Source organism: Pseudomonas purpurea, from assembly GCF_039908635.1.
Taxonomy (GTDB): domain Bacteria; phylum Pseudomonadota; class Gammaproteobacteria; order Pseudomonadales; family Pseudomonadaceae; genus Aquipseudomonas; species Aquipseudomonas purpurea.
In genome coordinates this window covers 2,828,476-2,847,109 of sequence record NZ_CP150918.1, presented here as the reverse complement: position 1 = coordinate 2,847,109, position 18,634 = coordinate 2,828,476, and the positions used below count along the sequence as shown (strand labels likewise).

General features: G+C 54.9%; 18 protein-coding genes and 3 pseudogenes. 10 read left to right on the top strand and 11 right to left on the bottom strand.

The features are described from left to right. Nucleotides 1-42: 42 nt before the first annotated feature. The 3 genes from AABM54_RS12865 to lpxO form a co-directional block, all read right to left on the bottom strand. Nucleotides 43-1,194, bottom strand: a complete 1,152-nt coding sequence (locus tag AABM54_RS12865; protein ID WP_347906019.1) for a PQQ-dependent sugar dehydrogenase — start codon at nt 1,192-1,194, stop codon at nt 43-45. Between the two features lie 52 nt (nt 1,195-1,246). Continuing rightward, nucleotides 1,247-1,624, bottom strand: a complete 378-nt coding sequence (locus AABM54_RS12860; protein ID WP_347906018.1) for a hypothetical protein — start codon at nt 1,622-1,624, stop codon at nt 1,247-1,249. A 284-nt stretch (nt 1,625-1,908) separates the two neighbouring features. Further along, nucleotides 1,909-2,808, bottom strand: coding sequence for a lipid A hydroxylase LpxO (lpxO, locus tag AABM54_RS12855; protein WP_347906017.1), 900 nt, complete (start codon nt 2,806-2,808; stop codon nt 1,909-1,911). Between the two features lie 405 nt (nt 2,809-3,213). On the opposite strand from lpxO, the gene AABM54_RS12850 reads away from it, so the two are divergent. After that, complete coding sequence (locus AABM54_RS12850; protein WP_347906180.1) at nt 3,214-4,497, top strand: serine hydrolase; 1,284 nt, start codon at nt 3,214-3,216, stop codon at nt 4,495-4,497. A 6-nt stretch (nt 4,498-4,503) separates the two neighbouring features. On the opposite strand, the gene AABM54_RS12845 is transcribed toward AABM54_RS12850, so the two are convergent. Then, nucleotides 4,504-4,767, bottom strand: coding sequence for a DUF1652 domain-containing protein (locus AABM54_RS12845; RefSeq protein WP_347906179.1), 264 nt, complete (start codon nt 4,765-4,767; stop codon nt 4,504-4,506). Nucleotides 4,768-5,041: 274 nt separating this feature from the next. Beyond that, nucleotides 5,042-5,275, bottom strand: a complete 234-nt coding sequence (locus AABM54_RS12840; protein ID WP_347906016.1) for a hypothetical protein — start codon at nt 5,273-5,275, stop codon at nt 5,042-5,044. A 727-nt stretch (nt 5,276-6,002) separates the two neighbouring features. Between AABM54_RS12840 and pseH the strand changes: the two genes are divergently transcribed. From pseH to pcp, 6 genes and pseudogenes are all read left to right on the top strand, one after another. Next, nucleotides 6,003-6,551 (top strand): UDP-4-amino-4,6-dideoxy-N-acetyl-beta-L-altrosamine N-acetyltransferase, encoded by a 549-nt coding sequence (pseH, locus tag AABM54_RS12835; RefSeq protein ID WP_347906178.1) that lies wholly within the window; start codon nt 6,003-6,005, stop codon nt 6,549-6,551. A 134-nt stretch (nt 6,552-6,685) separates the two neighbouring features. Further along, a complete protein-coding gene (locus tag AABM54_RS12830; RefSeq protein WP_347906015.1) occupies nt 6,686-6,934 on the top strand; it encodes a hypothetical protein in 249 nt (82 codons plus the stop codon). 77 nt (nt 6,935-7,011) lie between these two features. Beyond that, nucleotides 7,012-7,686 (top strand): hypothetical protein, encoded by a 675-nt coding sequence (locus tag AABM54_RS12825; protein ID WP_347906014.1) that lies wholly within the window; start codon nt 7,012-7,014, stop codon nt 7,684-7,686. Between the two features lie 258 nt (nt 7,687-7,944). Beyond that, entirely contained in the window at nt 7,945-8,670 is a 726-nt protein-coding gene (locus tag AABM54_RS12820) for a DUF969 domain-containing protein (RefSeq protein WP_347906013.1), read from the top strand. Beyond that, nucleotides 8,667-9,618, top strand: a pseudogene (locus tag AABM54_RS12815) (DUF979 domain-containing protein). Before AABM54_RS12820 ends, AABM54_RS12815 begins: the two are co-directional and overlap by 4 nt. Before the next feature lie 7 nt (nt 9,619-9,625). Further along, nucleotides 9,626-10,273, top strand: coding sequence for a pyroglutamyl-peptidase I (gene pcp / locus AABM54_RS12810; RefSeq protein WP_347906177.1), 648 nt, complete (start codon nt 9,626-9,628; stop codon nt 10,271-10,273). A gap of 293 nt (nt 10,274-10,566) precedes the next feature. On the opposite strand, the gene AABM54_RS12805 is transcribed toward pcp, so the two are convergent. From AABM54_RS12805 to AABM54_RS12795, 3 genes are all read right to left on the bottom strand, one after another. Next, nucleotides 10,567-10,983: a hypothetical protein gene (locus tag AABM54_RS12805; protein WP_347906012.1), complete on the bottom strand. Its 417-nt coding sequence runs from the start codon at nt 10,981-10,983 to the stop codon at nt 10,567-10,569. A gap of 219 nt (nt 10,984-11,202) precedes the next feature. Continuing rightward, nucleotides 11,203-11,472, bottom strand: a complete 270-nt coding sequence (locus AABM54_RS12800; RefSeq protein ID WP_347906011.1) for a hypothetical protein — start codon at nt 11,470-11,472, stop codon at nt 11,203-11,205. Nucleotides 11,473-11,841: 369 nt separating this feature from the next. Then, entirely contained in the window at nt 11,842-12,258 is a 417-nt protein-coding gene (locus AABM54_RS12795; RefSeq protein ID WP_347906010.1) for a hypothetical protein, read from the bottom strand. Nucleotides 12,259-12,828: 570 nt separating this feature from the next. Here AABM54_RS12795 and AABM54_RS12790 point away from each other — a divergent pair. The 3 genes and pseudogenes from AABM54_RS12790 to AABM54_RS12780 all read left to right on the top strand — a co-directional run. Then, complete coding sequence (locus tag AABM54_RS12790; protein ID WP_347906009.1) at nt 12,829-13,158, top strand: hypothetical protein; 330 nt, start codon at nt 12,829-12,831, stop codon at nt 13,156-13,158. A gap of 388 nt (nt 13,159-13,546) precedes the next feature. Then, nucleotides 13,547-13,708 (top strand): DUF2986 domain-containing protein, encoded by a 162-nt coding sequence (locus AABM54_RS12785; RefSeq protein ID WP_347906008.1) that lies wholly within the window; start codon nt 13,547-13,549, stop codon nt 13,706-13,708. Between the two features lie 7 nt (nt 13,709-13,715). After that, a pseudogene (locus tag AABM54_RS12780) lies at nt 13,716-13,913 on the top strand (hypothetical protein); the annotation flags it as partial. Between the two features lie 245 nt (nt 13,914-14,158). Here the strand turns inward: AABM54_RS12780 and AABM54_RS12775 are convergent. The 3 genes and pseudogenes from AABM54_RS12775 to AABM54_RS12765 all read right to left on the bottom strand — a co-directional run bounded on the left by AABM54_RS12775 (nt 14,159) and on the right by AABM54_RS12765 (nt 18,126). Beyond that, nucleotides 14,159-15,160 (bottom strand): NAD(P)/FAD-dependent oxidoreductase, encoded by a 1,002-nt coding sequence (locus tag AABM54_RS12775; protein ID WP_347906007.1) that lies wholly within the window; start codon nt 15,158-15,160, stop codon nt 14,159-14,161. Further along, nucleotides 15,150-15,992, bottom strand: a pseudogene (locus AABM54_RS12770) (LodA/GoxA family CTQ-dependent oxidase); the annotation flags it as partial. The gene AABM54_RS12775 and the pseudogene AABM54_RS12770, both read right to left, overlap by 11 nt. A gap of 34 nt (nt 15,993-16,026) precedes the next feature. Further along, nucleotides 16,027-18,126, bottom strand: a complete 2,100-nt coding sequence (locus AABM54_RS12765) for a LodA/GoxA family CTQ-dependent oxidase (RefSeq protein ID WP_347906006.1) — start codon at nt 18,124-18,126, stop codon at nt 16,027-16,029. Nucleotides 18,127-18,634 lie beyond the last annotated feature (508 nt).

Here is an 18,634-nt window from a genome sequence, read left to right as displayed (position 1 = left end):
TCGCGCCTGCAGACAGCGTGATCTGCAGGCGCGCGACGTCAGCTACTGCAGGCCGATTTTGTACAGTGCACCATCGTCCTCGTCGGTCAGCACATACAGGTAACCGTCGGGGCCTTGGCGCACGTCCCGAATCCTCGCCTTGAGCTCTCCCAGCAAACGTTCTTCATGCACCACTTTGTCACCGTCGAACTGCAAGCGGATCAATTCCTGGGAAGCCAGCGCGCCGATAAACAGATTGTGCTGCCAGGCCTTGAAGCGATCACCGTCGTAGAACGCCATGCCGCTGATGCCGGGAGACTTCTCCCAGACATGATGGGGGTCCACGGTGCCTTCGGCGCTTTTACCGGTGGCTTCCGGTATTGGCTGGCCAGAGTAGTTGATGCCGTGAGTGGCGGTCGGCCAGCCGTAGTTCTTGCCGCGTTCGATGATGTTCACCTCGTCCCCGCCCTTGGGACCGTGTTCGTTTTCCCAGAGCGTGCCACTCCAGGGATTCAACGCTGCGCCTTGGGGATTGCGATGTCCGTAGGACCAGATTTCCGGGCGTACGCCGGGCAGGCCGACAAAGGGGTTATCGTCCGGAACCTTGCCATCGGGGTAAATCCGCACGACCTTGCCTTGCAGTTTATCGAGGTCCTGGGCGGTGGCCCGGACGTTGTTCTCGCCCAAGGTGATAAACAGATAACCGTCACGGTCGAACACTAGTCGCGAGCCAAAATGGTTCCCGGTGGAGAGTTTCGGTTCCTGGCGGAAAATCACCGTGAAATCCTTGAGGGTGGTGAGGTCCTCACTCAAGCGCCCCCGCCCGACGACGGTGCCGGCCTTGTCGCCCTCGGCGCCGCCTTCGGCGTAAGACAGGTAAACCAAGCGGTCCTGCTTGAAGCCCGGGGAAAGCACCACGTCGAGCAATCCGCCCTGCCCTTTGGCCCAGACAACGGGCACACCGCTCAAGGGCGCTGAAAGTTTACCGTCCACCAAAACCCGCCGCAGCCTGCCGGGCCGCTCGGTCACCAGCATGCCTTGCTGATCGGGCAGAAACGCCAGGGCCCACGGGTGCTCCAGCCCCTTGGTGATCTGCGTGGCAACAAGTGTGCCTTGTTCACTCTGCAATTGCTGGGTAGGCGCCGACCATGCAGGCGTCACTGCGCCAAGAAGCCCGCCGGTACACAGGGTTGCCAAGAGAGTTTTACGCAACATTCACAATTCCTTCTGTCGTAGGCAGGTGTGACAAGACGAACGTCGTTGCCGTTCAACGACTGTTGCTGTCCGAATCCCGGGGAGTTGTGGTGGGCTGCCATTGAGGTTTAGCCGATCCGGGAGCCGGGCCCGTGCGTGGGTAACCGTTGCCGATGCCGCCGTTTTCCAGTGTCGGCGGACGCGGCACGGGCGCAGTACTTGGCCCACGGATGAGCGGAGCGTTGGGCTGGGTGCCTTGCATGCTGTTGGGATTAGCCCGGCGAATCGGGCTGTTATAGGGATTGTCGGTGCTACCCGGCAGGTTTTGCGCCAGGCGTGTCGGCTGCCCTGCCACCGACGCCAACATGCCGATGTCGGCGTCGGCCTGCGCCAGCGTCCCGCCCAGGCCGCTTAACGCCAGCGCCGTGAAACCGCACACGAACCTGTTCATGATGGAGCGCCTCCCGAGCCTGCCAATAAGGTCTTCGATAGCACGCTACGCCCAGGGTTCGGCTTTGTTAAGAGATTCTCTCAGACCAAGATGTAACATTCATTGACTGCGCCGCTGAACGGTCGCAAGTAGCGGCGCCAATCTCGGTGGACCGTGTCGAGAACCACCACGACTCATCGAAGGCCATCGGCACGACAAACCTACTGGAAATGGAGAAAGGAAGGGGGCGGGAGTTCGAAGCCCTGTCACCGCGCAACAGGTCGGTGTCAGGGCCTTCAGCAGGATCAGATCAGAATAAAGATCGCCAGTAGCCCGGCAAAAATCGCCCACTTCTCCAGGTAATAACGGGTGCGGTTGCGCTTCTTCAGCTCTTTACCGCGCAGACGGATCTTGTAGAGCTTGGTGAAGGCCCGGTTCAGCCCTCCAGTACGATCACAGGCATCGTTGGGTGCGCCAGCCGCTGCCATCACGGTGCGGCTGAACCAACGGTTGAATGCTGCGGCCCAACGGTACTTCATCGGTCGCTCGACGTCGCAAAACAGAATGATGCGGTTTTGCTGCGTGGTGTTTTCGGCGTAATGAATGTAAGTCTCGTCGAACATCACGGCTTCGCCATCGCGCCAATGGTAATTCTCACCGTCAACGTTGATGTAGCAGCCCGGGGCGTTGGGTGTATCCAGCCCCAGGTGATAACGGTACGAACCGGCATACGGATCACGGTGACGAACCAGTTTTGAGCCCGGTGGCAACTCGGCGAACATGGCAGCCTTGATCGAACCAATGCTTTGCACCAGTTCAGTCGTGCGCGGGCACAGTTTCATGGCCGAAGGATGGCTGTCGCCGTACCACTTCAAGTAGAAACGCTTCCAGCCACTCTTGAAAAACGAGTTGAAACCAACGTCGTCGTACTGCTCCGAACGCTTGATCTCACCGGCCTTGAGCAGGTTCTGACCTTCAGCGCGAATCTCTTCCCAATGAGCCTGCAAGGGACTCAGGTCCGGGAAGTCCGCGGGGTCCAGATAAGGTTTATTGCGAATTCGGGAAAACAGATAAAGGAAGCAATTGATCGGCGCCAGAAACGTCGAGTGGTCGCTCAACTGGCGGCCCAGTTTGTGGCGCACACGGCCGCGCAGATGCACATACGCAATAGACAAAACGTAGAGGACAGCAATAGTGAGTTTCACAGTAAATCGTCACAAGTCAGAAGAGAACACATCTGCACGCCCCGGACTTCAATAAGGGTCCAAGGGTAAAAGCGCAGCGTCTTATGTCGAACTAAAGGTCAATCGGTAACGCATCAGGTTAGAGCAAAAAACCAGCCTATGGCCATTGGCTGGTATTTTAGCCACAGTTTGTAACCAAAGGTTAACTAAGAGATGTGAAAAACTGTCGCGCAGATGCGCTAGAAGGCGGGGAAACTGCTCCTCGTTTCCACTCGACTGCCCCTCAACGCATCTACCCTTCGCAGCTTGGTTGTTACCCGCGTCCACTGTAGGCTCTGGTACAGTTTTTCCAAGGAAGACCTCACCATGACCGCCTCACTGCGCACCAGAAAACACAGGCGCATCCGCGCAATCAAACGCCTGCACATGGGGCTCGCGGCCCTGCTGATCAGTGCTTGCGCCGGTGCCAGTGACTTCCCGGATGCCGCGGCCAGCGATCCGGCGAAGCTTGGCTGGATGATCGGCTCGCCTCCCCCGGTCGACCGCATCATTCGCTTTGAGGACGGCAGCTATTTCCGGTTTCCCGCATTGCGCTGGAGCGTTTCGAACTTTCGTCAGTTGATGCCCACCGTCAATGTCTCCCGTGGGCTGGGCGCCCCCGTTGCGCTGCCGAACGCATTGCGCAGCGACATCGATGGGCTGCGTTTCATACCGCTAGGCGCAAAGGACTTCATGACCTGGGAGCAATCGCTGGCCGCGACCTACACCGACGGAATCGTGGTGATGCATCGCGGCCAGGTGGTTTATGAACGTTATTTCGGTGTACTCAAGCCAGAGGGCCAGCACGCGGCAATGTCTGTCACCAAGTCAGTGATCGGAACGCTGGGCGCTGCGCTCGTGGCTGAAGGTCGGATCGATGCCAGCCAACGAGTCTCTTTCTACGTGCCGGAACTGAGCCACTCGGCATTTGGCAATGCGACGCTGCGCCAGGTACTCGACATGACCACCGGGCTCAAGTACAGCGAGGATTATGCCGACCCGAACGCCGAAGTCTGGGCTCATGCCTCTGCCGGCAGCCCCTTGCCCAAGCCCAAGGACTATGAGGGGCCGCGCAGCTATTACGAATTTCTCCAGACCGTACAACTGCAAGGCCAACACGGCAGCGCGTTCGCCTACAAGACCATCAATACCGATGTGCTGGGCTGGGTGATTGCCAGGGTCACTGGACGCAACGTCGCACAATGGTTTTCTGAAACCCTCTGGAGTCGCCTGGGTGCCGAACAGGATGCCTACTTCACCGTTGACTCCATCGGAACGCCATTTGCCGGCGGTGGCTTGAACACGGGTCTGCGGGACCTGGCGCGCTTCGCCGAAATGATGCGCAACGAGGGTCGCTTCAATGGCCAGCAGATCCTGCCCAAAGCCGTTATCGAGGATATCCGCAAGGGCGGTGACAAAGGCGCATTCGCTAAAGCGGGTTACGGCCTGCTGCAAGGCTGGAGTTATCGCAATATGTGGTGGGTGAGCCACAATCCTGATAGCGCTTACATGGCGCGGGGCGTTCACGGCCAGAGTATCTACATCGATCCAAAGGCCGAAATGGTGATTGTGCGCTATGCCTCCCACCCCGTGGCCGCCAATGCGGCCAATGATCCAGTCACACTCGCGGCGTTCGATGCCCTGGCTCAACATCTGCTCAAGAAGCCCTGACAGCGACTACCCGGCACAATCACTGAGGCCGCCCGCGAAGGCTCTGCGTCCGGCCCTGATTTCAGTACGAAGCTCACCGATCAAATTGGCGATTGCCCGGCTGTTGGTCAGCTTCGCTGTCGAGACGCCCGTCAACAACAGATCAACGCGCCCGGTTATCGGGTCGAAAACGTTAATCATCAACAATCCGTCAGCATTCACGGTGCACGTGCAAGAAAGCGGAGCGAAGCCTGATTCAATGGTGCGACATAGCTCATGAATGGCGAACATACCCTTGATCCTCAGGGGTGTGGTTTTGCTTGCTCGTTCAGAGTAGATGACCTGATTCAGGTCCGTGACGGTCAATGACATTCAAAAGTGCCACCTGGTTCTCATTTCGCGCGGCTCGCTCTGACGTACCGGGAAAAATAATGTCTCTGTTCTCACCAGCCGTCCTCTGCCGACGTCAGGACCCGTCGCGATTTTCGACACAGCTCACGGCCTTCCCTCCCGCGATTTGGCCGTATTGCGGTAAAATCGCGCCCAATAACGAGCCCCAAGCAACCTAGGGGACCTGGCCAAAACAAACGCCCCTTGCGATATCGATTCCCCAGTCCAGGGCAGCCTCCATGTCCAACAGATGGGGCGCGGGGTCGTTGTCCTCAAGGAGGACGGTGCCGTCCGGTCGATAAGCGCCAATGAACATCTGCAGGGAGCCATCCCTCAGAATCTTGGCCCTGACCTCGATCTTGCAACCGTTCGAAAGCGTTTCCGAGTGGATCAAATGGCGCTCGGTCATCGTGGCATCCCTCTCGTGGTTGGGGCTCGCTGGCTCCCGCTCAGCTGCTGATGTGGGGAAACGGCAACGCACTTGTTCAGTCAGCTGAGACACCCTTTCTTCAATCCGGAGTGACCGATTGCCTGGAACGGCTCGACTGCCTGGCAGGCTTCTCTTCAACGTCCCGATGCAATAAAGAAACGTTGTAGTCATACGTTGATATCAACGGCACGGGCTCATCGTTGCGCGCCATCTCAAGCCAGCGCCGTGTTCGTTCGAGATGAAACAGTTCATTCTTCATCGACATTTTCGCAACTAGGTTCGCGGACACCCTGAAATGTCCACACCCGGCTGAACATATGACCTCAGACCAGTCTCCAGGTACATGAACCGTTCTGGCGGCAGCCAAACAGATTAAGCACTTCATACCCGATCTCCTTATCAATCCCCCATCAACTGTAGTCGATCCTCTGTCGAGGACCTCCCCCCGCTGCCAAAACAATCCAGCCGCGCCTGCCCTGTCACCGGCTCGCACCGCTATATCGGATTCGCGACCTGGCCTACAATGGCGATCTTTTGTCGCCAATCAGTGCCACTTTCAAAAGAACACTATTTGATTGCGCTTGAGCTGCCTGAAAGGGAAACCTCCTGGCGACGCGTTCAGAAAACGGCCAACAACGACAACCGAGGGCCTTCAACCCTCAATGGCATTGGTGGTGCTGAAGACTCACCCGACAAGGAGCAAGCGATGCATTTTCTTCCCATCCTGGAGGCTTCAGCACAGATTCAAGCGAAAGTCAGAGAGCTGCGAAACCAGGAAGGTGTGCGCCAATATATGTACACCTCACACGAGATCAGCGAGACCGAGCACGAGCACTGGCTCAGATCCCTGCACGGAAATACCAGGCAGGAAGTATTTGTGGCCATGAGCGGCAGTGAGCCCTTGGGTGTTGTTTCGCTGAACGCCATCAACGCCACTCACCATACCGCTGACTGGGCGTTTTACCTTGACGCATCACTTCAAGGTAAAGGCATTGGCAGTCGTGTTGAGTTCTGGATGCTTGATTACGCATTCGGCAATGCCGGACTTGAAAAGCTTAATTGCGAAGTGCTGGAAACAAACGCGTCGGTGATCAAAATGCACCAGAAGTTTGGGTTTTCAATAGAAGGCGTGCGTCGCCAGAACATCATCAAGGACGGTGCACGTATCGATGTGGTTCTGCTGGGAATCACAAAAGATGAGTGGGCTCTCCAGCGAAACAAGATGCTTGCCGTCATGGAAAGGTTGAATCGTTGAGCTCACAGAACTCAACTAACTCATTGCTCCCTCACGCCGCCGTCAACGCGTGACGGCACTGCCCTTCGATTATTTTTACCCCCCTAAAGCGTGATCACACACTTGGGATATCTATTTGCAATCAGGAAATCAATATGGACATTAAACGCTTTCATAGAATCAACACCCCTTACGATCAATTACCTTGGTACAGAAAGCGCTGGTTCGTCCTCATTACACTGCTGTTATTTCCCCCGGCAGCCATCACCATCGCGCTGACGGGAAAGGTCTATGCGCAAAGCGATGACAAGGTCTATGTCTTCAAGCAGAACCAGATCAATCATATTCTGGTATTTGCAACGGTGATGATCGGCCTTGGGTTGTTTCGGGTATTTAACGCGTAACACCATAAAGTGGCCGTGACGAAATGAATCATAAGTAAACTCTGAACAAGCTGGCCGCCAGTGACCTGGTCGATGCGATGGATGAGGACGTCTCCAGACTGAATCCTTGGGCAATGCTTGGCCCCAAAGGGCTTGTACCCGATCAGGCGCATATTACCTCCAGCGTGAGTTCTCAAATGCTGTTGCGCTGGAACTGCGTTCTGAAAGCGAACACGGAAGACGTCACTCTCCTCTACACACAAAAAGCAGCACTTGCACTGGCCATACTGCTGCACAAGTACGGAATACACGACGAGGCAATCACAGAAAATGCCCTCAACATGATTGATCGGCTCAACAAAAGCGTTGCACTTTCTGACGACTTTTACAGGAGTAGTGAAGCGACCAAAGCGTGTCTTGTGCAGAAACCCTCATCCTTGCAGCGTCGGCCGACGCTACCTAAAGACCTCACCTTCTGGAGAGCTGGGGACGTTGTCTCGATTCAAATCGAAGAGCGTTTTCATGCGTGCTACGTCCACGAAATTCTAAGGGCCAATTCGGTGACCTTGATTGAAATGTACGACTGGGTATCAACTGACAAGCCAACGCTTGCGGACCTGACGAAGAGCAAAGCCAAGGGAGGGATCTACAACAATAGATACCGACTCAAGGATACTGAGCCCCATAGCACCGGCGTCGCCACTTCAGTCACGCACCATCAAACAGCATCAAGGACTGACAAGCGAACGCAGGTCATTCACCTCACGCCTTGATCGCCAAGCCAATCACTGCGGCACTCCGACAATCGCCGACTCCCCATAAACTTTCTTGTTCTGCAGCAACAAGTTTATTTGTTGGACGCGTCCCCGTGTGGCAGCAAAGATGCTCGCCACTGACGCGCGACCTTCTGGGTCAATAATAAAAAATCGAGTCGGGCTGCACGCCAATCCCAAGAAGCGAACCTGACGGACCTCGTCTTTTCACCTTCAGCTTTTCTGGCGCCGCAGCACGCAGTTAAGGACCTCAACTCCATGCAAACTGTTGTGAACTTATGGCCGCTGATAGGCGTGCTCGTCATCGTGGTCGGCTTTGTGCTGCGCTTCAATCCGCTACTTGTCGTGACCGCCGCGGCTATTGCCACGGGGCTCGCTGCTAACTTTTCCCTGGAAAAGATCCTCGCCACCATGGGCGATGGCTTCATCGAAACCCGCGCCTTGCAACTGATCTTATTGTTGCCGTTAGCCGTCATCGGCTTGCTGGAGCGCCATGGCTTGCGCCTGCATGCGCAAAACTGGATCGCTCGTTTCGAACGGGCCACCGTCGGGCGCCTGCTGATCATTTACCTGTTTGTGCGTGAAAGCACCGCTGCCATGGGCCTGACAAGCCTCGGTGGCCACCCACAGATGGTTCGCCCGCTCCTGGCGCCAATGGCCGAAGGTGCCGCTGAAAAACGCTACGGAAAATTGCCGGAAGCGCTTCGCCACAAAGTTCTGGCGATGTGCGCCGCCACCGACAACGTGGGCCTGTTTTTTGGTGAGGACATCTTTGTCGCCTTCGGCGCGATTGCGCTGATGCACACCTTCCTTCTGGGGTCAGGCATTGATGTCGAACCTCTACACATCGCTTTCTGGGGTATTCCTACCGCCATCTGCGCCTTCATCATTCACGCTGTGCGCCTGCACCGGTTTGACCGAATGCTGACCCGCAAACTCTCGACCACTGACAGCCATGTCTACCCGGCGGAGACCGCGCAATGATCATCTCCATTCAATACCTGTACTGGCTGGCCGGGGTTTTGTTGCTGATCACCGCCGGCATGACCCTGGCTGACCGCAGCCATCCCAAACGCTGGTCCAGTGGCCTCTTTTGGTTGCTGTTCGCCGTGGTTTTCCTGATCGGCGATCGTCTGCCCTCGGTGGCCGTGGGCGTCGGCGTGGTGCTGATGGCGGTCATCGCCGGCCTTGGCGGCGTAGGGCCGAGGCGCTCATGCCGAGCTACATGTCAAAGCGGCCCGTGCCAGTGCAGGTCGGCTGGGTCATAAGCTGTTCATCCCGGCCTTGGCCATTCCTCTGACCACCGTGATCGGCTCGGTGCTGCTCAAACACACGGAGATTGGCGGCGTACCGCTGCTTGACCCTAAAAACACGACATTTGTTTCCCTGGGCCTGGGTTGCCTCATTGCCTTGGCGCTGGCGTGCTGGCTGACCCGCGACACTCCGTTGCAGGCCTTGCGCGAATCCCGACGCCTGACCGAAGCGCTCGGCTGGACCATGGTTCTGCCGCAAATGCTGGCGATGCTCGGGCTGCTTTTCAACGAGGCCGGCGTCGGCAGCGCCGTGGCCCACGTTGCCACCACCTACATCAACCTGGATTTCCGGCTGGTGGCGGTGATGGTCTATGTGCTGGGCATGGCGTTGTTCACCGTGATCATGGGCAATGGTTTCGCAGCCTTCCCGGTCATGACCGGCGGCATCGGCGTGCCGGTACTCGTGGGTATTTACGGCGCCAACCCGGCGGTGATGGCGGCTATCGGCATGTTTTCCGGCTACTGCGGCACGCTGATGACCCCGATGGCCGCGAACTTCAACATCGTTCCGGCCGCCCTGCTGGAACTGCCCGACAAGAACGCCGTCATCAAGGCTCAGATGCCTACCGCGTTGATGATGCTGGTGGTCAATATCGTTCTTCTTTACCTGCTGATGTGAGGCAATGATGCGTACTGTGCTGCTGACGGGTTTCGAGCCCTTCGATCAAGACACGATCAACCCCTCCTGGGAAGCGGTGCGCCTGCTCGATGGCACCCAACTGGGCGACGATGTACGGATCATCGCCCGTCAGTTGCCCTGCGCATTCGCCAACGCGGGCGCTTGCTTGAATGAACTGCTCGCCGAGCATCGTCCGCAGATGGCCATCGCCATCGGGTTGGCTCCTGGGCGCAGCGATTTGTCCATTGAACGGGTGGCGATCAACATCAACGATGCACGCATCCCGGACAACCTCGGCCACCAGCCCATAGACAGCCCCGTGGTGCCCGGCGGTCCCGCTGCGTATTTCAGCACACTGCCGATCAAGGCCATGGTCAGGGCGCTGCGTGCGGTGGGCATCCCAGCCTCGGTGTCGCAAACCGCCGGTACCTTTGTGTGCAATCAGGTGTTCTACAGCCTGCAACACGCACTCGCCGATTCGGCAGTGCGCAGCGGGTTCATCCACGTGCCCTACCTGCCCGAACAGGCCGCGCGCAGTGCACCGGGACAACCCTCGCTGGCGCTGGAGATACTGGCGGAGGGCTTGCGGATTGCCGCGCTGACGGCCTGGAATACGCAAGTGGATCTCGCGGAAACGGGAGGACAGGTCAGCTAGGGTCTGTACGAAAAGTCGCCGAGTGGCGATCAGGCAAGGCAAAAGCAGGCGAGGAAGCGGAGTTTACGGGTTGTAAATGAGCATTCCGAGCCTGTTTTTAACGCAGCATGATCGACACGCAGGCAGTTTTCGTACAGAACCTAAGGCCCCCTGGTCGGCCAAAACCATGGGTTCGTTGACCACGACGCCTAAACTGCCAATCAGGTCCGGAAACCGGCCTGGCACTGAATGCCAACATCAACTTTTTCGAGAGCGCAGTTCAGGCAGCGAGTAACCAGAGGTTTGCACGGAGGTCAGGCGTAATGATGGCCCCAGGCAATCGCTAACACAAAGGGGGAAATCAATGACAGCACCGTCAAGACCATTGCGCAAAAGAGTCTGGCCACCACAGGCACATCAGCACGTTTCGCGGCTATAGATGTCGAGCACATTCGTAATACAAACCCAAACGTCAGCCCTGCCTGTACCAAAAGATAGAGTGCAAACAACGGAAACGCCTGAAAGCGCAAATGGACAAACGACATGGAGAGCAAAAGCACGATCCCGATCAACAAGGGAAACCGGAAGCTTTGCGACACTTTTGCGACGTCAAAGTCGATACGAACAGTGGATGAAGCTCTACTAATTAACCCCCCATAAAATATCAATAGAACCATTGGCAGCAGATAGAAAAAAACGACTGCCAGCAAGAGAGCGCCAACGATAACCATGCTTCTCCCTGAGCCACTCCGCGCCACAACATAGAATGTAAATCAACGGCCTGTTAGAGGCGCCAGAGTGTACCTCAGGAACAACACAAAACCCGAAACGGTGAGGTGAGCGTCAGCCAGAATAACCAGCGGACGCTCGATGACTGAATTGATCACCCCCCCGGCGCGCCGATCAAATCAGGGCTGGCGCCAGGGTGAGTCCACCGCTCAAACAGCCCTTCATATATGCCGTGGACTCGCTACGATCAGCTCATGAATGGTTGCTTCAAGTCGATCGAGTGCGGGAACTCTTCCAGACCTGGAGTGGATCGCCAGGTACTGCTGGGTGCGCAAAATGTGAAAGCGTTGCCTCATCGCAGTCATTTCCTCAATCAGCTTGCGGTTGACGGAGTAACGGCCGCAGTGCGGGCATTTCAGATCGTCGAAGTCGCCCACCGGGCAAGCCTTTTCAGCGCTTTCACCGCAGACCGAACAGACAGTGATACTCATACCCACCTCCTTTTGGTTGATCGCTCAACTGTAGTCGATCCCGCCAGCTCCCACCTCTCCCAACCCTGGCAGCAGGAACGTCAGCCCGGCTACGCGGGAATCGTTGGGTGAGCACTTCAAGACCAGTCTTTGCAGATAGAGCGCGGCCGACGGTCGCACTTTGAGTGCGCGAAACAAGCGTTTGGCTCCGACGAAGGCAAGAACAGGGACAACCATGATGTGTCCCAGGCACCCTACTGGGACTTATCAAGGTGAGTACACGGGCTCACCGATTCGTTATGTCTATCCCAATCCCGGAAACAAGAAAGCCCAGCACTGGGCTGGGCTTTCCTTCAAGCGATCAGATGAGCTATCTGCATAGGCACACCCTTACCCCTGGCTGACGACAAGAAACTGCGAGTACCTATCAATTCTTTCCTTGGTGAGTTCAAGCCCCATCGCCCCCATACGCGACATGTATAGGCCTGTATCTCCCTGGAGCGATATCTGACCACTTGCAGGATCAATCGAATATGAGAACTGACTGTATTGATCAATGGAGTCTTTGGAGAGTTCAAGGCCTGTCGCCCCCATGCGAGACATAAATTTGCCTGTATCGCCTTGAAGCGCTAATTTCTTGACTGTACCGATCTGTATCAGTGTAACGGTGAGCCTGCAATATTGATCAGCTACTTCCTTGGAAAGCTCAAGCCCTGTCGCCCCCATACGCGACATATAGTTACCTGAATCTCCGCGAAGATAGATAACACTTCCATTATCAATGGTGCGTTGTGGAATGATGATCATGGTTGGCACTCCTGTTAGCCTCGTGATGTCCGTATAACGGGTGAGTCGTTTCCGTGTAAGCCTATGTCGACACGGTACTCCCCTTTGGTTACTTCGGTTTCTTCCGTCTACACTTCCCGGTTTCCGGCGGGAAATATCTTCTAAGAACGGAGTCTAGCCGGGCCCCTGATGCGTACAAGGCTATTCGACCAATGGCTTGCTGTAGCACCACACCGAGCGTTCTCACGTCACTGCATCTGAAGTATCGCCCCTCGTCCCTCTCATCCCGTAAACAGCCCCTTAAGAATGGCGGGAGCCGAGACGAGGAAATCTCGTTTAGAGCGCAAATCTGTCAGCGACAAGGCAAGCAGACTGACGACCACTCGTCCAAGCCCATGAGCGACTGCCCATTCCTCGTCTACACCTGTTAAACATGGATTTCTGATCAGCTCTCAGCGCACCGCAAAACTATCCGAGATGCCAGGCACCTCATGCTGTTGGGCATTACGCCTCGAATTCGATGGTCTACGAAGCGCCATTCGAAACAGCCGTACTCCACGCTTCGAGTTTCATTTCTCAAGGAGTAGAAAAATGACTACTAACTGCAAAAACTGGCATGCCTGGTTGAACGCGATGCCACCGAAGCCGGACAACCTGCATGTGGTGGGTGATGTGGAAGTTGCCAATCCAGGCATCAAGGCCTATCTGACCATGCGAGTACCGCAGGGCATTAACCCGTCAATACTCATGCTGGACCTGCATCTGTTCCAACAACCCGGCGTGTGGCCTCAAGTACTGAGCTGTATACAAGTCAAGTACGATCGGGTCATGCCTCCTAACTCCGTGCACTACTCAGCCGTTGATGTTTACCAGAATAATGAACAAATAGCGTACATCGACTACATACCGACCATTGAATGACCGCCTGAAAACGGCCATTGACGTCGTAACACTTAGCGGAGACCGGCTGGGCCATTGACCCTGTCGGCCTCCGTTAAAAGCAACGTCTCTCGCGTCACAATGGGCCGACACCACTACTCACCGATCGCTCCATCGTCGAAAGCAACAGGGCGCATCCCCCCTTTCGCTTCAACATTTCATACTGCTACGCTGCAGCCTCCGTGGAGGACTCGCGATAGCAAACTCAGACCGACCGGTTGAATCCACAGCTAGAAGCGGACACTCAATGGGGGCAAGCAGGGCGATTCACCGCTTGCTTCCAACGTTATGCGCTAAGAACGCACCACAGGGAGCGGGTCCAATATTTAAGCTGATATCATTCAAGAATTGACAGGCCGAGTAGAAAAACATGAATCGTCGTAAAAAAATACAGCAGTTACTAAAGGCTCACGCCAAAAAGGCCAGTGCCAAACTGGCACCGCCAAGCAAGTCTAAATACATTAGTAAAGCTGACCGATTGAAACTGGCTGCTGAATCCAGTCACGACTCAATCATTTCCTCCGAGAGCTGATTTATGCATCTTAAGCACCACCGGAATTCTGCTGTTCAAGCTCAACGAAAATCAGCTCGCCCTTGAGGCTGCCATCCTGGAGCTTTCAAACTGGGTGGAGCAGCGAGGATCGGCCTATGTCGCCGACAACGTACGTGGCGCCTTGGAAGCGATCGACCGAAATGAGGAGTTCATCAAGATGACGCTGGCGGTGATGATGGCACCCCGGAGTAAATCCCTGCCTGCGATCCACGGTGCTGCGGCAATCTCAAATAGCGCTAGGGTCTGTACGAAAAGTCGCCGAGTGGCGATCAGGCAAGGCAAAAACAGGCGAGGAAGCGGAGTTTACGGGTTGTAAATGAGCATTCCGAGCCTGTTTTTAACGCAGCATGATCGACTCGCAGGCAGTTTTCGTACAGAGCCTAGCACCTGGCACCCCAGAATGGTTGATCCCTCCACCGCCGCTCCGCATTATAAAAATGAGCAACCTGTTGAAGATAGGCCCTCGCGAATGGCTATCAATTGCTGCGAATATTTTGTCAGCGCCTGCTTACTGCCGGCTAGAGCCCCAATAACCGCCTGGGCTCCGCGCAAACCGGTGTAAAGAGCGTTGAAAATGCCTTGTGATGACAGCGGATCGAACGCTAACGCAGCATCCCCCACAGCAAGCCATCCCTCTCCGCTCCATAAATCTAAACAGCTTCCGCTCGCATCGGTACTGAACAACGGAGCTTGGGTAGTCGGCTCGAATTTGCTGCGGATATGTTGTGTTGCTGCCAACAGATCCGACCAGTCACTTTGATTTCGCATAAGGCGCGAAGCATCCGCGGTACCGACATGCAGTGCCACAACACGCCTCTCGTGAGGTAATGTTGCGGTGTACCACCATCCACGTGGGCTCGACTCAACCACCGTACGTGTTTCTTGATCTCGGTTCTGACACCAGGTGTAAAGTGCGACCAAATCGGAATCTTGCCGCCTCGACACACCAAGACGCCGTGCCAGTATGCTGCGCCGCCCACTGGCATCAATAATCCAGCGTGGCGATACCACACCATCATTCAACGTTGCTCGCCATCCACCTGAATATTTCTCAACTGCGTTCAGCCTGACCTTGCGCCACTCAGCACCTGCGGAAATGGCGGCGTCACGTAAACACGCATCAAATCTAGATCGATCAAGACTCCACCCCATTCCATTCGGATCACGAATGAAATCGTTCGATCGCAGAACGTCTTCCCCCCAGGCAGCAAGCGTTCCCGAGCAACTCACCGGCTCGCTAAGCTCAACCCAAGGCAACAACCCAAGATCACGGAGTAGGGGCCTCGCGGCCCCAATCAGGTTCTCTCCGATCTTTTTACTGGAGGAGTACACGTCATCGACCAGCAATACCCGATACCCCGCCAGAGCCAGAACCCGGGCTGAAACTGCTCCCGAAGGTCCGGCCCCAACGATCAAAACATCAAGGCACATCTTTTCTGCTCACGATACGTCGGAACTCCTCCAACTGCTCTTTACTTTGCCAGCCTGCCTTACGCAGCCAGTGTTCTGCCGAACCAGGAACAACCGACGCATCCAGTTCCAGTAGTGTGGGCAACTCTTTCCCGCTTTTAAGTGACTCAACGAAGATCGTAGGTGGAATGTCAGGATCATTCTGTTCGCCGGGCTTTGCCTCCACTAAGCCCATCTCACCGAACTCGCTCACCATTTGCAGCATTTGTTGTGGCCCGGAACCCGAGAATCCTCTTAGCCACGACAGGCGATTATTGAAAGCCGCGATACGTTCTTCTCGTGGCAAAGATGAGTCCATTACTGTGGCGTAGTCCGCCTCGGTAAGCACTTGATTGGGGACTCGAGCGGGCCAGAACGAAGGGATGTAAGGATCATATTCAGGGTCGTACCCGGAGCGGCAGAACACTGTATCCCCCTGCCACGGCAGAGCCATCCATCGTGACAAATCACCAGGTTGCTGGCCATACAGAGGGCCTCCAGGCTCCATAACAATTTTCTGAGTCAGCTTGCTACCGTACTCTGGTACTGGGTCATTGGCGGGTCGCTCACGGATCCGAAAAGGCGCTCGGTAGAGAGAACCGTGACGCATGGGCCAAGTCAACTCGCATCCTGGGTGGAACGCATCAGCAAGGCAAAAATGAAGTGCTGCCTGATCCAACATCGCGGGTTGTTCAGAGAGATCGACCTGACTCAGGAGTCGAGGTGGCTCATAATCGGCATTCCAGTCGTTCTCAAATTTACCTTCCACCCAGAGCTGTAAAAGTCTGGAGCGAACGTCCGACAACGCTAAATCATCCTTAGGCGAATGATCAAATGAGCCATAGGCATCACCATAAAGCCAAGGGCCAGGTCCGAGGTTCGTTTACCTGCGTGTCGGCAGGTCGAAAGGCATTGAAAACCACCCGGCGTAGCTCTTCGTAGGTGTCCGGCTCACCAGAAGACGGTCTGTGTGCAAGCTTGGCAATCAAGGTTGGATCACTAAAGTTGAACTGCCCTCCTTGCCCGAACATCGTGGCGAACCCCTTATTCACCCATTGCAAGTTATTTAGCCGGCTCAGGGCTGGCAGCACGTCACGGGTAAAAGAAGCCATTTCAGGGAAAGGCAGCCCACCGCCTTCAACATATACATCTGTTAATTGATCGTATAACGTTCGCCAGCCCACAATATCAGGTGCGAAATTAGGTGGTGCTACAACGACCCAGGCAGAGTCCACGGGAACATCTCGACCTGCAATACTAACTGTCGCAGTAACAGGCCCATCAGAGGTGTCGTCATACCAGCCATTGGCATTGTTGAAACTGCCTGGCTTCGCGGGATCATAGATTGGTTTCCCCGCAGGCGAAGCAGAAACCCCATATCCGCCCAGCACTAGAAGTCGCCCTACAGGATCAGTCCGCAACTCCCCAAGATCCACAACGGTTCCTTGGAATTCCCCTGTGTTGAACTGATACTCCACACCACTTGTTTCTTTACCCGCAATGCTGCGAGCCCCCGGATCAATGGCTAAACCACTTCGAGCCGCTCCTTTGATATCAGCATTGCGCAGTGGAAACGCGTCCTCAGCCGCTTCAGGAATATCAAGCGCATTTTGAAACTGGTACCACTGTGCCTTGCGATTCGCCAGGTGTACCTGCCAGGTGATAGTGGCCGTATCGCTGGTTAACTCACCAACGACCTCTCCAGCGGCGTTGTAACCGTAAACTCTAAAGCGGGCAGCTTGTCGCTTAAGTGCACCGTTGCTATCACGCATATCACTGGCTTTCGCAGGCATTGGCTCAATGACTTCTGGTCCGATATAAAAGCCATCCGAGGCTTTGCTATTGCCGACACGCGCAATACCAATACCTGGATGAATAGCCGCTCGAACAATTACACTGTCTTTACCCGCTGGCCACACAGTTTCAGGCCGCGGAATCTCCGGTTCTCCCCTTGGTTGACCGTTTACGTTGTGTCGTAACTCGGCAGACGCCTGATAAATAACCTTACGAGCCTCCGCGAGACTCTCAACAGGCTCATGCTCTTTGAGGGTTCGCCAAGGGTTGAACGCAAGTTCTTCGCCATAAGCGGCCTGCCCTCGCGCGGTGATATCTTGTTTTGGTAAAATCAGGGTTGCTACATGCTGAGGAGGTGAAAGCTTCTCATCCCAGCGAGCCATCGCATTATCAAGTGGCATTGACTCAGGATTTAACCGCATTTGTATTAGAAAACGATAACGGACCTCACCGCTACTTAAACGGCGTTCCATATCGGTCTTCAGATAGGTCGGATCCTCGTAATTAGGCTCAGGCCATACAGAATCCAATTCCGGTTCAATTTTATACTTACAGTACCTCCCCATACCAAAGCGAAATGGAATCACACTCCAGAAGCTTTCAGTCAACGCTGACGGTACACGCTTCTCCATTGCCTTAAGAACAATGTCAGTTTCCGGGTTTTCCTCTATCCATTTATCGTATTCCTCTTTCCCTGTCATTGACGCCTTTGTGAAACTACACATATCACGTGCATTTTTAACAAAAAAAACATCATGATTTTGAAATACAAAATCAGCCGTCGGCGCATGTTTATCAAGCGGTAGCATTTTTTCGCCAGCAACATCAAACAGCTTTACTCCAAGGCCAACCGTCGTCTTGAGATCTGGGTATCCATCTGGGATATCACTGGAAAACCGTACCCAAGCTGGGTAACTCGCAGGTCCGGAAAATATTCCAACGCGATATGCTTCAGGAAGACCAGGTACCACTTCAAGTCGCCCTGCTGCTACTCCATGTAGTCGAAGAAAAACAGGACGCTTCGCTGGGCACTGACCTTTTTCAATTCGCCCACGTTGTACAACGTCAACAAACATATGCCGCAAACATCCGATCGGATCATTATCACAGTCACAAGGGATATCTGCCAGAGTAGAGTGTTGAGTTCCTTTCATGCTATCACCTCATCAATGAGTATTTTATTAGTATCTGTCGCACAACGGGCACTAGAAAACTATTTAGCCTCATGAATATTTTTACGCAGCAAAAAATCAACACTACACACTCAAGCCGGCTAGTAATAACTATCCCTTTTTCGCCCTGCGAGAAGCCACCAGCGAACAATTACAAAAGCAATCCTGGCATCCAGCCCTGACACTTCAGCGTCGATTTGTCGCCCCGATTTACAGCGTCACCTCTTAAGCAAGCTCGAGTCTAGCCGAGCCCAAAACATCGGCCAGAAAGAAAAGGCTATATAGATTCAAACTGATATAGCGAAACTAACACTTTTCTCACCTGCCCTATAGCTGAATGACTGACAACAGAATCGGCCAGCTAAAGATACAACTTGATCAAGGTATTCCGTCGACGGGAGGACTGGTAGTGCGACGCATGCTGGCTGATGTTATGGCCGCAGGAGGTTCTGGCGATGGAGATGACCAGAGATAGGAGTGAGCTATTGTA

Bases quoted from the DNA above. Each gene is read 5' to 3' on its own strand.
- AABM54_RS12830 (WP_347906015.1), top strand. From the start codon at position 6,686: ATGGACATTAAACGCTTTCATAGAATCAACACCCCTTACGATCAATTA.
- pcp (WP_347906177.1), top strand. From the start codon at position 9,626: ATGCGTACTGTGCTGCTGACGGGTTTCGAGCCCTTCGATCAAGACACG.
- AABM54_RS12795 (WP_347906010.1), bottom strand. From the start codon at position 12,258: ATGATCATCATTCCACAACGCACCATTGATAATGGAAGTGTTATCTAT.
- AABM54_RS12860 (WP_347906018.1), bottom strand. From the start codon at position 1,624: ATGAACAGGTTCGTGTGCGGTTTCACGGCGCTGGCGTTAAGCGGCCTG.
- AABM54_RS12765 (WP_347906006.1), bottom strand. From the start codon at position 18,126: ATGAAAGGAACTCAACACTCTACTCTGGCAGATATCCCTTGTGACTGT.
- AABM54_RS12775 (WP_347906007.1), bottom strand. From the start codon at position 15,160: ATGTGCCTTGATGTTTTGATCGTTGGGGCCGGACCTTCGGGAGCAGTT.
- pseH (WP_347906178.1), top strand. From the start codon at position 6,003: ATGCATTTTCTTCCCATCCTGGAGGCTTCAGCACAGATTCAAGCGAAA.
- AABM54_RS12790 (WP_347906009.1), top strand. From the start codon at position 12,829: ATGACTACTAACTGCAAAAACTGGCATGCCTGGTTGAACGCGATGCCA.
- AABM54_RS12825 (WP_347906014.1), top strand. From the start codon at position 7,012: ATGGATGAGGACGTCTCCAGACTGAATCCTTGGGCAATGCTTGGCCCC.
- AABM54_RS12850 (WP_347906180.1), top strand. From the start codon at position 3,214: ATGGGGCTCGCGGCCCTGCTGATCAGTGCTTGCGCCGGTGCCAGTGAC.
- AABM54_RS12840 (WP_347906016.1), bottom strand. From the start codon at position 5,275: ATGACCGAGCGCCATTTGATCCACTCGGAAACGCTTTCGAACGGTTGC.
- AABM54_RS12820 (WP_347906013.1), top strand. From the start codon at position 7,945: ATGCAAACTGTTGTGAACTTATGGCCGCTGATAGGCGTGCTCGTCATC.
- AABM54_RS12785 (WP_347906008.1), top strand. From the start codon at position 13,547: ATGAATCGTCGTAAAAAAATACAGCAGTTACTAAAGGCTCACGCCAAA.
- AABM54_RS12800 (WP_347906011.1), bottom strand. From the start codon at position 11,472: ATGAGTATCACTGTCTGTTCGGTCTGCGGTGAAAGCGCTGAAAAGGCT.
- AABM54_RS12805 (WP_347906012.1), bottom strand. From the start codon at position 10,983: ATGGTTATCGTTGGCGCTCTCTTGCTGGCAGTCGTTTTTTTCTATCTG.
- AABM54_RS12845 (WP_347906179.1), bottom strand. From the start codon at position 4,767: ATGTTCGCCATTCATGAGCTATGTCGCACCATTGAATCAGGCTTCGCT.
- AABM54_RS12865 (WP_347906019.1), bottom strand. From the start codon at position 1,194: ATGTTGCGTAAAACTCTCTTGGCAACCCTGTGTACCGGCGGGCTTCTT.